Source organism: Paenibacillus albidus, from assembly GCF_014644435.1.
In the GTDB taxonomy this organism is placed as follows: domain Bacteria; phylum Bacillota; class Bacilli; order Paenibacillales; family Paenibacillaceae; genus Paenibacillus_AQ; species Paenibacillus_AQ albidus.
On the sequence record NZ_BMKR01000012.1, the window covers coordinates 137,780 to 151,364 of the forward strand.

Annotated in this window: 9 protein-coding genes; 2 read left to right on the forward strand and 7 right to left on the reverse strand. The window is 53.6% G+C overall.

Annotation, left to right across the window (positions count from 1 at the left end; translation table 11 throughout):
* Positions 1–50: 50 nt before the first annotated feature.
* Both IEY53_RS16210 and IEY53_RS16215 read right to left on the reverse strand, forming a co-directional pair.
* Positions 51–950, reverse strand: a complete 900-nt coding sequence (locus IEY53_RS16210) for a YicC/YloC family endoribonuclease (RefSeq protein WP_189026681.1) — start codon at positions 948–950, stop codon at positions 51–53.
* 38 nt (positions 951–988) lie between these two features.
* The gene (locus IEY53_RS16215; RefSeq protein WP_189026683.1) at positions 989–2,860 is read right to left on the reverse strand and encodes a bifunctional homocysteine S-methyltransferase/methylenetetrahydrofolate reductase; all 1,872 of its coding nucleotides are present in this window, start codon (positions 2,858–2,860) and stop codon (positions 989–991) included.
* Positions 2,861–3,020: 160 nt separating this feature from the next.
* On the opposite strand from IEY53_RS16215, the gene IEY53_RS16220 reads away from it, so the two are divergent.
* The gene (locus IEY53_RS16220; protein WP_189026685.1) at positions 3,021–3,278 is read left to right on the forward strand and encodes a hypothetical protein; all 258 of its coding nucleotides are present in this window, start codon (positions 3,021–3,023) and stop codon (positions 3,276–3,278) included.
* On the opposite strand, the gene IEY53_RS16225 is transcribed toward IEY53_RS16220, so the two are convergent.
* The 5 genes from IEY53_RS16225 to IEY53_RS16245 form a co-directional block, all read right to left on the reverse strand.
* Entirely contained in the window at positions 3,251–4,348 is a 1,098-nt protein-coding gene (locus tag IEY53_RS16225) for a GerAB/ArcD/ProY family transporter (RefSeq protein ID WP_189026686.1), read from the reverse strand. The two genes, IEY53_RS16220 and IEY53_RS16225, sit on opposite strands and share 28 nt — an antisense overlap.
* Positions 4,349–4,368: 20 nt before the next feature.
* Positions 4,369–5,592, reverse strand: a complete 1,224-nt coding sequence (locus tag IEY53_RS16230) for a Ger(x)C family spore germination protein (RefSeq protein WP_189026688.1) — start codon at positions 5,590–5,592, stop codon at positions 4,369–4,371.
* Entirely contained in the window at positions 5,576–7,240 is a 1,665-nt protein-coding gene (locus IEY53_RS16235; protein WP_189026690.1) for a spore germination protein, read from the reverse strand. Before IEY53_RS16235 ends, IEY53_RS16230 begins: the two co-directional genes overlap by 17 nt.
* Positions 7,241–7,408: 168 nt before the next feature.
* Complete coding sequence (dapF, locus tag IEY53_RS16240; RefSeq protein ID WP_189026692.1) at positions 7,409–8,245, reverse strand: diaminopimelate epimerase; 837 nt, start codon at positions 8,243–8,245, stop codon at positions 7,409–7,411.
* A 122-nt stretch (positions 8,246–8,367) separates the two neighbouring features.
* Positions 8,368–11,199, reverse strand: a complete 2,832-nt coding sequence (locus IEY53_RS16245; RefSeq protein ID WP_189026695.1) for a calcium-translocating P-type ATPase, SERCA-type — start codon at positions 11,197–11,199, stop codon at positions 8,368–8,370.
* A 193-nt stretch (positions 11,200–11,392) separates the two neighbouring features.
* Here IEY53_RS16245 and IEY53_RS16250 point away from each other — a divergent pair, with 193 nt between their 5' ends.
* Entirely contained in the window at positions 11,393–13,294 is a 1,902-nt protein-coding gene (locus IEY53_RS16250) for an Rqc2 family fibronectin-binding protein (RefSeq protein WP_189026697.1), read from the forward strand.
* The last annotated feature ends 291 nt before the right edge of the window (positions 13,295–13,585 follow it).

Consider the following 13,585-nt stretch of genomic DNA (forward strand, 5'->3'; position numbering starts at 1 on the left):
TCCGGTTGTTCCCCCCATGAATTACATCTTTGCTTCATACAATAACCCTGCTACTCTAAATTCGCAGCTTGTTCACGAATCTTCTCCAGCTCCGCCTTCATCTCCAGCACATAGCCTACCAGTGTCAAATGATTGCATTTGGAACCGATCGTATTCGTCTCCCTGTTCATCTCCTGTATGAGAAAATCCAGTTTGCGTCCAATGGGTTCATCCCCCTTCAGCAGGGTTCTGCATTGTTCAAAATGACTGTCCAGCCGGGTCAGTTCTTCATCGATATTGCAGCGGTCGGCAAAGATTGCAATTTCCATTCCGAATTTATGCTCGTCAAAAGGGAACGTTCCGTCATTCAGCTCACGCAGCCGCTGGCGCAGCTTGTCGCGGTATTCGGTGACCACATGCGGAGCCAGCTCGGCCATTGCGGTATGAAGCTCCTCTAAATGATTCAGGCGTCCCTCCAGATCAGACGCAAGATATCTGCCTTCACGGTTCCGCATAAGAAGCAGGGACTGCAGACTTTCTTCCAGCCCGGCTGCCAGAACCTCTGAATAATCGGATGCCTCCCCGGCGGCAGCCGGTGCTGACGAACTCTCCGGATTATCCATGATGCCGGGCAACGCCAGAATCTCCTGGAGACTCAGCTCGCCTGTCAAGCCGAATTCCAGCCTGAGCAGCTCCGCCGCTTCCAGATAACTCTTCACGGCAGACCGGTTAAGTACCGGCCCGGCAGCCGTTTCTTCGTCCAGCTCCCGGTTGATAATAACATCAACACGCCCCCGTTTGATATGCTGCTGGACCTTTCTTCGCAGCATATCCTCATAACCCGTCCAATCCCGGGGCATTCGCAGTACAACTTCACAGTAGCGGTGGTTTACCGATTTGACCTCGACACTGATCTTGTAGCCGCCGAATTGCAGGGAAGATTGACCGTATCCGGTCATGCTAAATGACAACGGAATCACATCCATTACACTATTGTAATTGATTCTTACTAGCGAAACAAGGGGGACAATTTGCGTCCGGACTTCTCCCACACATACTCCAGGAGCTCTGCGCTCATTTCATAGAACATAAAAGGGGTCATCAGATAGATCCCGTTAAAATATTCGGTGGCGGCGTCCAGTAGCTCTTTGGCGATGGCCACACCCTCGGCCCGGCCCGCTTCTCCTTCCAGTCCGCTCATCCGCTGCCGCACTTCCTCGGAGAGCTGAATGCCCGGCACCTCATTATGTAGGTACTCCGCATTGCGGCCGCTGGCCAGAGGCATGATGCCGATAAACACCGGTATATCCAAATGCGCGGTAGCCTTGGCAATATTCGCGATCAATTCCTTGTCGTACACGGGCTGGGTCATAATGTAATCCGCACCGGAGGCAATCTTCTTCTCCAGCCGCTGCACAGCCTTGTCCAGATGTTTGACATTGGGATTGAAGGCGGCCCCAATAACAAAGTTCGCTTTTTGCTTCAGCGGCTTGCCGGAAAAGGCAATCCCGTCATTCAGCTGTTTTATCATGCGGATAATTTCAAAAGAAGTCAAATCATAGACCGAGCTGGAGCCCGGCAAATCGCCGAATCGTGCCGGGTCACCGGTCACGGCAAGCACATGGTCGATGCCCAGCGCGTCAAAGCCCATCAAATGCGACTGTGTTCCGATCAGGTTGCGGTCGCGGCAGGCAATATGCACTAGAGGCCGCAGACCGGTGCGCGCCTGCACAAGGGAACCGAGAGCCATATTGCTCATCCGGGTCACGGCCAGTGAATTGTCCGCAAGGGTAAGTGCATCCGCACCCGCCCGGCGCAGCGCCTCTGCCCCTCTCATGAACTTGGCGATGTCCAGATCCCTCGGGGGGTCCAGCTCCACGATTACTGTGTGGCGTTCTTTGACGAGGTCTACCAGGGTCGGCTCGCCGCCGTCCTTCCCTTGATCCTCACCCAAATGCTCCTGCAGCGTCACACGCTCCACACTGCGTAGCGTCGGCTCCGGCAAAGGCTGTAGTACGTACTCGCGCAGGGCGGCTGAGATTTCGGCAATATGCTGCGGCGTGGTGCCGCAGCAGCCGCCGATAATCCGGCTGCCCATTTCGGCGAAAGTCCGGGCCATTTGCCCGAAATATTCAGGCGACGCCCCATAACGGTATTCTCCGTCCACATAATCCGCTATACCGGCATTCGGATAGACCGAGACCGGCAGCACGAGACTTCCCTGCAGATGTTTAAGTGCTCTCTTCATGCCGTTGGGCCCGGTTCGGCAATTAAATCCAATGATGTCCGCCCCGTCATCCTCAAGAATGCGGAAAGCTTCCGGCAGCGTCAACCCGTCCAGCGTACGCGCCGAATCATCCACCGCCAGCTGGCAAATGACCGGCAGGGCGCTGTGCTTGCGGACCGTTCGCAGGGCCAGGTGCAACTCCTCTACATCATAAAACGTCTCCAGCATGATGCCGTCGACATCCTCATCAAGCAAGGCGGCAATCTGCTGCGTGAAATATTTTTTCAGCTCGGAGGAAGACAGATTCGCCCGCTTGCCTGAACGGATGGAGCCAACCGCCCCAACCACATATCCGTTTGTTCCGGCTGCACGGCGGGCAATCCTTACTCCGGCACGGTTAATTTCTTCAACTTTGGACTCCAGCCCGTATTTGGACAGCTTGTCATAATTCGCGGAGAAGGTATTGCTCTCCAGCAGCACGGCTCCCGCTTCTATGTAACTGCGGTGCACTTCTTCTATGACCTCCGGAGAGGTCAGGTTCAGTTCTTCGTAGGAGATGCCGACAGGGAAGCCTTTTTGATATAAAAAGGTACCCATCGCTCCATCGCCAACCAGCACTTTATTTCCCCATGCGGAACGTAAATCCGGCTTCACTGCAAGACCTCCCTGACATTAGTTTCATACTAATGTAACATAAATCGGGAGGCTTGATAAGCTTTCACACGTAAAAGCGGCACACCGGCTCCTTCCACTGTGTATGACGCTGCGGCAAATGCTTCATACTAGCGGTATCCCCCGCCAAAGGAGCTGTCCCATGAAGAAAAAAATAAGGAAACTGCTGCTGCGCAAATATGCAGTGATCCTGCTGCTCTCTGTCCTGTCTCTTGGCTATCTGTACCTGGGTGACTGGCTGTTCGGATATGGACTGGGCAATATCGCTTTTATTCTGGATTATCTGCTGTACACCCTCTCCGAAAAACTGGTAGCGAGCCTCATGCTGCTCGCACTATTCCTTCCGGATCTGATCTATTGGTTCACTGGCAATTACCCGGAGCGGGGAGCTGAGCGGTGATGCCGGATGGCGGCCAGAACCATAAGAATGGCAGGAATCAGCAGGACAAATATCGGATAGACCCTGTACAAAAGCCTGCCCCCTTCTTCCAAATGCTCGGTGAAATTGCGGGCGTCCAGCATCGATGTGAACAAAATGATTAACGCAGAAGGATACAGCATTCTCCGGTAAGGCAATCCGAACAGCTCCGAAATACCGATCATGGCGGCGGCAAAAAAGACGGCAATTTTGAAAAAAACGCCGATTATCAGCACCATAACAACAAAGACATCCACCCTTTGAATGAAATCGGAAAGGCTAATCTTGCTGATGACCGGCATCAGCGGCAGGGGGGCGCGGGAAACGATATCGGCCCCCAGTACAGAGATATTCAGGGCCATGGTGAAGCTGAGCAGAAGACCTGAGGTCAGGATGGCGGCTGCGATCACCCATGGGCCTTTTTTGACATTGGACAGATAAGGCATCAGCATCGTGAAGCTGATCATTTCTCCAAAAGGAAACATGTAATTCTGCTGAAGCACCGCGGCTGCAATCGGCCTCAACCCGTCCTCCATAACAGGCAGCAGGCGATGCAAATGGATGGAACCCGACAGCATGAGCAGCAGCGTACAGAATATGCCGATCAGCAGGACAATAAACGTAAACACCAGAGAAGTCCGCGTCAGCACTTCCACACCTTTATGCAGCACATAGGCAACAGACAGGATCATTAAGGTGCTGATGATGAACAGCGGTGTATTATGCATGGTGGCCATGGCCAGCATAGTGCTCCCGTCCCGCAAATCGCGCCCCGCCAAATTCAGAAAAAGAATGATGTAGAGCAGCGAAACCGGTATGCCGATATATTTACCGAGCAGCTTGCGGGTGTAGCCTGTCAGAGTAAGTTTCGGGTAAGTCCAGTACAGATAGGCATAACCCATGAACACAATCACACCGATCACTGTTCCCGTCAAAATGGACAGCCATGCGTCTTTGCCCGCCTCCAGGCCCAGATTAACAACCAATGCCGTGCCCAGTTCAAACAAAAGAGTTATCGAAAAAAACTGGATCAACCCAATCCTGATGTTCATCTCTTTATTGACCTCCGCTCCTATTCCGGTTTATTGACCTGGAAGGAATCCGTGCGCATATCCGTATGCCTGATCACCGCTTCCGTCGCAATCTCAATTCTGCTTGTGGCATAAATCCGGCTCCAGCGGTCTCTGATCTTTTTCCAGCCGCGCGGATGGCTCCGTTCTAGAACCTCGCCGAAGCCCAGCACGTCACTTTTCAGCTTTTGGGTAGAAACAATTGCCGTCTCCAGTTGTTGATGCGTAACCTCGGCAATCTTCACGGAGATGTCTTTAAGCACCTGAGGGTCTGTAAGCTCCAAATCATTGGAAGATTCCTTGATCGCTGCCTGCTGGGTGATTCTGACGGAAAAAACGGGATGTTCGGGGTCCGTAAGTTCTGCTTTAATATGCACCTGGGACTGATATACATTACAGGAAACATAGGAGCCATCCTTCATTTTGATGATCACGGGAAGATGTTTAATTTTATTCCTTATTAAAGCAGCCCCCGCCGCCGCCTCTCCTTCCAGCCAGCCTTTCAGCTTATCGTCCTTAAATACCGCCAGCCCCTTAATCCTTATAATCGCCTGCGGTTCTATAGTTTCCAGATTCTTTTTGGTATCGGCTTTGCTCCTGGCGCCGCTGACATAGACCCCGTTGATTAGCGGACCTCCCCCTATGGTCTGAATCCCTCTGATCACATCGTCCACCTCCATTTTATAACTGTAGCCGAACTGTTTGGAGGTAGTTTCGAGCTTCTCCACCAGATCATTGGAAGGAATTTTGCCAAATACCGTCAGGGTAGACATGCAGTCTATTGCCGGCTGTCCTTTGGAGATGAAGAACAATGTGGTGAGCCGCATATCGCTTTCCCGTTCCAGTACATCCATGATACCTTTGATCCCTTCCCGGGCGAACGCCTCCGAAATGACCAGAACTCTTACATGTCCAAGAGACAGGAAACGAGCCGTCTGCCGGGAGGCATTCGCCAGGGCTTCGAACATGGTGCGTCCACGCCCCGTATACAGGGTTACCGGCGAAACGCCCCTGGAATTCTCCCCGGAAATTTCGTCGGCGACGATAATTTGAAAGGAGATGACATATTTCTGCTCTTCATTCGGCCCCCGGTCAATCGCTACTCCGGATACAATGGCTCTCCGGTTCAGCTCTACACTGTCCCAGCAGCCGGTAAGGCTAAGGAAAAACATCAGCTGCAAACAAACCAGCAAGACCGAAAAAGCAGCTTTAGCTCTTGTTTTCATCCCATCCACCTTCCTGTCCAACTTCTCCCCCAGCCGTATCCCCGTCGCTTTTCCGGCGGATTTGGGGAGCTAGATTCTCCTTGTGGCCTGAAGTGACCTTTGTGCCAGCCGGTCTGTCCTCACGGGCCTCCTGTGGAGACCGGTGGGGCTTCATGGCCCACAGCGGCAGTCTCAGGATGGTGTCCTTCTGTCCCTTGACGGAGAGCGGCACAAAGGGGAACAAATAAGGAATCCCGAAAGAACGAAGGCTGTTCATGTGTGCCACGAGCACAATCAGACCCAGAGTCACGCCATAGAATCCGAACATCCCCGCCAGCAGAGTGAATCCGAAACGAATAATCCGCCCGGCAATCGCCAGATTGTAAGCCGGAATGGCAAAGCTTGCGATTCCGGTCAGAGCCACGACGATTACCATAATCGGCGTAATAATTCCGGCTTCGACAACGGCTTGTCCGAGTATGAGCGCACCGACGACCGATACCGTCTGGCCAATGACACGGGGCATCCGCACCCCGGCTTCGCGCAATATCTCAAAGGTGATCTCCATCAGCATAGCTTCCACAAAAGCCGGGAAAGGCACGTTCTCGCGCTGGGCGAGTAAATTGATCAGGAGCGTCGTGGGTATCATCTCATAATGATATGTAGTCAAGGCTACATAAATGGAAGGCCCCAGAATCAATACGATAAAGCTGATATAGCGGATCAGACGCATCAGAATAACGATGTCGAATCTTTGCGAGTAATCCTCTGCCGACTGAAAAAACTGGGTAAATACAGCCGGCAGAATCAGCACAAAAGGCGTGCCGTCCACAATGACAATGATTCTCCCCTCCAAGAGATTGCCTGCCACCACATCAGGGCGTTCCGTATTGTAGATTGTCGGGAAAGGCGTAAAGGTCTTGTCCTGAATCAATTCTTCAATGTAGCCGGACTCCAGAATGCCATCAATCGATATTTTCGCCAGGCGCCTGCGGACCTCGTCCACCTGATCCGCATCCGCTGTCTCCTGAATGAACATCAGGGCCACATGGGTACGGGTAACGGTGCCAATCTGCATATATTCCAGGCGCAGCTTGGAAGACTTGATCCTGCGGCGGATCAATGAAACATTGGTGGCGACCGATTCCACAAAGCTGTCTTTGGAACCGCGCACCACCAGCTGTGCCGTAGACTCGCTGACCTGGCGTGATTCCCCGCCTTTGGTCTGGCACACAATCGAAACACTGTATCCTTCCAGCAGAATGGCAGTGTCTCCAGATAGAATGGCCAGCATGATCTCCTTCCAGTCTTCCTGCAGCACCGCTTCCCCGACGTTAAGGGCATGGCTTAAAATAAGCTCCGGCAGGGTGTCCGCGGATGCGGAGGTATCAGCGTTCCATTCGCCGGTCTGATCGAGCAGGGAGCCGATGACGAACTCATTCACTGCGGTAGTGTCGGCCAGTTCACTTAGGTGGACCGCTGCAGCCAACACATTCCGGTCGCCGCTCAGCCGGACCCGGCGGATTTTGAGATCCGGCGCATCTCCAAGCTCCGTTACGATATTCTCCAGGGTCTGCTGCAGATTGTCGGTCAGTTTGGGGCCGGAATACTCAAGCGAAGCGGATTCTCCGGTTCCCGCTTTCCGGCTTGCAGATCGTTTGATGTTCATCCGCCCCTCCCCTTTCCTGCACTAACCGTATTATTCACCGCCGGCCCTTCCATTATTCGGCTTCTCCAGCAGGGGCTTTAACGGCAACACAAAAAGAAACGGCTACGCCGTCCTCTGGAAGAGGAGGGTAACCGTTTCTCTTAGAAATAGAAGACTACTTTATCGTGTTTAAATATCCACTGAACCCGTATATACCACCTCAGCAGGGCCGCTCATGTACACATGATTGTCCTCTTCATTCCATTCAATATACAGATCGCCGCCTTTCAGGCTAATCCAGGCTGCACGATCCGTCAGATCATTCAGCACGGAAGACACCAGCGTTGCACAGGCTCCGGTTCCACAGGCTAATGTAGGTCCGGCACCGCGCTCCCAGACGCGCATATCGACATGGCTCCGGTCCACAACCGTAGCGAACTCGACATTTACTTTTCTCGGGAACAGCGGGTGAACCTCCAGCTTCGGCCCCCAAGCGGCAAGATCAAAGGATACGGCATCGTCAACGTAAATCACACAATGCGGATTGCCCATAGATACGGCTGTAAATCTGAATTCCGTCCCGTCCGCTTCAATGGGCTGATCCTGCACCGGCTCGGCATCGATGGCCACGGGAATTTGCAGGCCGGACAGCACTGGCTCCCCCATATCGACCGTAACGGTCTCCACCTGTCCATCCTTGACCGAAAGCGTAACCTTCTGTTCCCCTGCACCAATCGTTTCAATCACAATTTGCTCCGAGCTCACTAGGCCATGTTCATAGACATATTTGGAAACACACCGGATCGCATTTCCGCATTGTTCAGCCTCCGAGCCGTCCGAGTTCATAATCCGCATCATATAATCCCCGCGTTCGGAAGGAAGAATGTACACCAAACCGTCCGCTCCGATGCCGAAGAACCGGTTGCACAAAGTTACCGCCAGCTCGGCAGCATTGCCGGGAAGCTCCTGTTCTCCAAATACAACGATAAAGTCGTTGCCTAAACCATGCATTTTTGTAAATTCCATCGACATTTCCACTCCTATAAAAGGTTATGTTGGCGCTATGCGCTCAAGATTTTGCTGCACAGCGGGTACGAGCCGTTGACTGCAACAAGCATAACGTAAGAAGTGGAGCATTGCTATTGACTTTATGCCGAAATTTTTGTACTTTTTATCATCGTCCGGTTACCGCCATGGCCGCGGGTGCGGTTACGGTTACGTTTGCCGCCCCATACACTGCCTGCGCCCATCACGAAGGTCGGGATACCGGCGGCCACCAGGACGAGGCACCATTCACGGAAGCTTAACGGCACCGTTTTGAAGACAGGCTGCAGCAGCGGCAGATACATCACGGCAACCATCAGCACGACGGAGGACAATACTGCCAGCACCAGGTATTTGTTCTGGAACGGATTGCGGTGGAACACGGAGCGGGAGCTGCGGCAGTCAAAGACATGGATCAGCTGCGCCATGACCAGCGTTGCAAAAGCCACAGACTGAGCCCGGATCAGCTGTGCGGGATTCTCCGGTGCAATCCGCAGGGTGAGCCAGAAGGCTCCCAGTGTGCATAAGCCAATCAGAAAGCCGCGGCTGATAATTTTCCAGCCCAGCCGGCGGGCAAAAATATTCTCCTTGGCACCGCGGGGCTTGTGCTCCATCAAGTCCTTCTCTGGCTGATCCACACCAAGCGCCATTGCCGGCAACCCATCGGTCACCAGATTGACCCACAGGATCTGAATGGGCACGAGCGGCAGCGGCAAACCCATCATCATGGCGAAGAACATGGTCAGAATCTCTCCGACATTGGAAGCTAGCAGGTAACGGATGAACTTGCGGATATTCTCATAAATATTCCGTCCTTCTTCAATCGCAGCAACAATAGTCGAGAAATTATCATCGCCCAGAACGAGGGAAGACGCCTCCTTGGTGACATCGGTTCCGGTAATCCCCATAGAAATCCCGATGTCCGCCGCTTTGATGGCCGGCGCATCATTGACCCCATCTCCGGTCATGGCCACCACGTGGCCGTGCCGCTGCAGCGACTTGACGATCCGCAGCTTGTGTTCAGGCGAAACGCGGGCATACACGTACACACTGTCCGACATTTTATCCAGCTCTTTATCATCCATACGGGTCAGCTGGCTCCCGGTCAATACAGTTCCGCCGCGCTGCAGAATCCCCAGCTGATGGGCAATGGCCTCCGCCGTTGTCCCGTGGTCTCCGGTGATCATTACGGTCTTGATCCCTGCACGGCGCGTAATGCTGATCGCATCCCGTACTTCACGGCGCGGCGGGTCAATCATTCCGGTAAGGCCCACAAAGATCAGCTGGCTTTCAGCGTCCTTCTCATTCTCGGCAACTTCATTCTGGCGCAAATCCCGATAGGCCATGCCGAGTACCCGCAGCGCCCCGGACGCCATTTCCTCATTGGCATCCATAACCCTCTGCCGGAGTGTTGGTGTGCAGGGCACAACCGCGCCTTCCCACAGCATGTATGCACAGCGGCTGAGCAAGACATCGGGCGCCCCCTTGGTGCAGAGCATCCGTCCGCCGGGATGCCCGACAATCACAGACATCAGCTTTCGCTCCGAGTCGAACGGGAACTCCTGCTCGCGGGTATAGGTGACCGCCAGCGATTGGGCGTTCAGCCCCATTTTGGCGGACAAAGCGACAAGCGCCCCTTCTGTCGGATCTCCCTTCAGCACCCAAGTCGAAGGATTCTCATTTATATTTTCGGCTTCCGCCACTTTCTCCTTGGATTTGCGTTTGCCACGCTGCTCCGCCGGATACGTCTCTACAATCTCCGCATTGTTGCAAAGAGCCCCTACCTGAAGCAGGCGCCGCAGACTTTGGTCATTCTTGAGATCGACGGGACGGCCATTCAGCAGAATCTGCCCGTTCGGCTCATACCCCTGGCCCGTAACGTCCATGCCGCGTCCTCCGGTCCATAACCGGGTTACCGTCATTTTGTTCTGGGTCAGGGTGCCTGTCTTGTCTGAACAGATCACAGAGGCGCAGCCCAGCGTCTCCACCGAGGGCAGCTTGCGTACAATCGCCTTGCGCTTAATCATCCGCTGTACGCCCAGGGCCAGTGCAATGGTTACAATGGCCGGCAGGCCCTCCGGAATGGCCGCTACGGCAAGGCTGACGCCGGCCAGGAACATGGCCGTGGCCGGCTGTCCGTGCAGGATACCGGCAACAACGACGACAATGGTCAGGCCCAGCGAGACATAGATCAGGATTTTGCCAAGCTGCTCCAGCCTGTGCTGCAACGGTGTTTCCTGCGATTCGGTATTCTGGATGAGATCGGCAATCTTGCCCATCTCCGTGTCCATACCGGTTCTTACCACAATCGCCTTTCCCGTTCCCCTTGTAACCATTGTGCCCATGAAACCGATGTTCTTCTGGTCACCGAGCGGAATCTCCTCAGCATGAATCGGCAGGGCATGTTTGGATACAGGCAGCGATTCCCCCGTCAGTGCAGATTCCTCGGCATACAGGGCGCTGCACTCCAGCCAACGCACATCCGCCGGTATCCGGTCCCCGCTCTCGAGCAGCACGATATCTCCGGGCACCAGCATTTTGGCCGGGATGATCTCGCTCGTGCCATTGCGAAGCACTTTAGCAGACGGTGCAGACAGCTGCTTCAGGGCCCGGAGCGAACGCTCGGCCCGGAACTCCTGCACGAATCCGAGAACTCCGTTCAGCAGAATAATCGCGACAATCGTAATCGCATCCAGGTATTCACCAAGCAGCCCGGATACCAAAGTAGCCCCCATAAGCACCAGTACCATAAAATCCTTGAACTGGTTCAGCAGCAGCAGCAGCGGGGAAGCTGTTTTCCCTTCCGACAGCTCATTGCTCCCGCTCTGTTTACGTCTCTCTTCGGCCTCCTCTCCGCTAAGACCCTTATCCGGCTGAACATTGAACATTCCCTGCAGTTCCTCTGCACCGAGCCGGTGCCAACTGTTTTGTTCCATAGCTTTTCTTTCCCCTCCCACCACATTTCTTGACTTTCGGTAGCGTACAGCTTTTCCACCTGTTCATGACCCAGTCTATTCAGGGTCGTCCCAAAATATCACCGCATGCAGCTCTCCTTTTGCGCGAACACGATAAAGTGTGGCATCATAGAGAAGTAAGATTTTAATTTTAAGGCGACAGGAGAACTTTATCATGGCATTGGACGGCATTGTTACGCGAGCGATCGTACACGAACTGCAAGCCTTTACAGGGGCACGCATCAGCAAAATATATCAACCCGGCACTCATGACCTTATTTTCACCCTGAGAGGCTCCGGGGGAGGCGGAAAGCTGTTGTTGTCCGCGAATCCTACATACCCGCGCCTGCATCTGACCGAAAGAAGTACCCTTAACCCTGCCGAAGCTCCCATGTTCTGCATGCTGCTCCGCAAGCACTGCGAAGGCGGCACCATTGAGAGCATCCTGCAGGTGGGAATGGAACGCATCATTCAAATAACCATCAAGACCCGGGACGAGCTCGGCGACGTGTCGGCCAAAAAACTCATTATCGAGCTGATGGGAAGGCACAGCAATATCATTCTTACAGACCTGGCATCCGGCATCATCATTGACGGCATCCATCATGTCACGCCGTCCATCAGCAGCTACCGGATAGTGATGCCCGGTGTTGCCTATACGCAGCCTCCTGAGCAGCACAAGCTGGACCCTCTATCCATACACAAGCCTGAGTTCCTGAAGCTGATTGCTGCAGCAGAGCAAGCGGCACTGCTTAGAAGCATGGAGCCGGAACCCGAGGCTGAAGACGATCGTTTGGAATTTGAGGGGGAGCTGGGGAATTTAATTCAGCGCGAAGCGGTGCCGCAGCCAGCAGACGGTTCCGGAGGACCAGCCCCATCGTCAGACCCTGCGGGCTGGATGGTGCACGCCTTCAGCGGTATCAGTCCGCTGATCGCCGGAGAGATTGTTCAACGCTGCAGCCATATATTGCAGGCTGGGGGGGCTCCCGGAGCTGCCGGACAAGAACCGCCGGTGGCGTTGTGGGAAGCTTTTGACTCCGCTCTGGAGCCTGTACGCGAGTTCCGCTTCTCCCCTGTATCCGGACGTAATCCCAAAGGCAAACCGATGTTCTCGGCGATTTCCTTGACGTCTATCGGAGAACCTGTGAAATCATACAGCTCAATCAGCCAGTGCCTGGAGGATTTCTACGGGGACAAGGCGGAACGGGATACCGTCAAGCAGCGGGTAAGCGATCTGATCCGTTTCCTCGGCAATGAACGCAGCAAAAACATTAAGAAGCTGGCCAATCTGCAAAAGGATCTGGATGAAGCCCAGGATGCCGAACGCTACCGGATCTGGGGCGAGCTGCTGTTTGCTTCGCTGCATGCTGTATCCAAAGGCGACAAAGAGGCCTCTCTTATTAACTATTACGATGAGAATCAGGCCGAAATCAGGATTCCGCTGGACCCGCTGCTCACTCCGTCGGATAATGCGCAGCGTTACTTCAAAAAGTACAACAAATACAAAAACAGCCTGCTGATCATCAATGAGCAGCTGCTGAGGACCCATGAGGAAATCGCCTATATGGACAATTTGCTCCAGCAGCTCGCCCATGCTTCACTTCATGATATCGATGAAATCCGCGAGGAGCTCGTCAGCCAGGGATACCTGCGCGACCGCAGCAAAAAAGGCAAAAAGAAGAAAAAAACAACACGCCCAACCTTGCAGGTATTTACTTCGTCTGAAGGCATCGACATCTATGTCGGCAAAAACAATCTGCAGAACGAATATGTTACCAACAAGCTTGCATCATCAAATGACACCTGGCTGCATACCAAAGATATTCCGGGCTCCCATGTCGTTATCCGCAGCGAAACCTTTGGCGACACGACACTTGAAGAGGCCGCTCAGCTGGCTGCCTATTTCAGTCAGGCCAAATTATCCAGCAGTGTGCCTGTGGACTATACCCTGATCCGTCATGTACGCAAGCCAAGCGGCTCCAAGCCGGGGTTTGTTATCTATGATCATCAGAAGACCCTGTTCGTTACCCCGGATGAGGAGCGGATTAAGGGTTTGCCGAATATCTTCAAAAGCTGATTGCCTTGCTGTACCAAAAAGGGGCTGTCCCAAAAGCCATGAAATGGCTACTGGGACAACCCTTGTTTTTGGAGTTGGATAGACGGTTGCGCTCGGTGAGGACGCTCCGCGAACGGACCGTTGTTCCAATCGCTGTTGTGTCCAGAATTTTATTTATTTCTCTTAGTGGTAAAAATCCGGACACAAAGGCGAACGCTATCGCTTTTCCGCGGGTCGTTCCGTTCTCTCCGCTGTTTAAGCGGGAAACGTATCTACATTCTTAAAAAAGCGCAAAAAAGAAACCACTCTTTT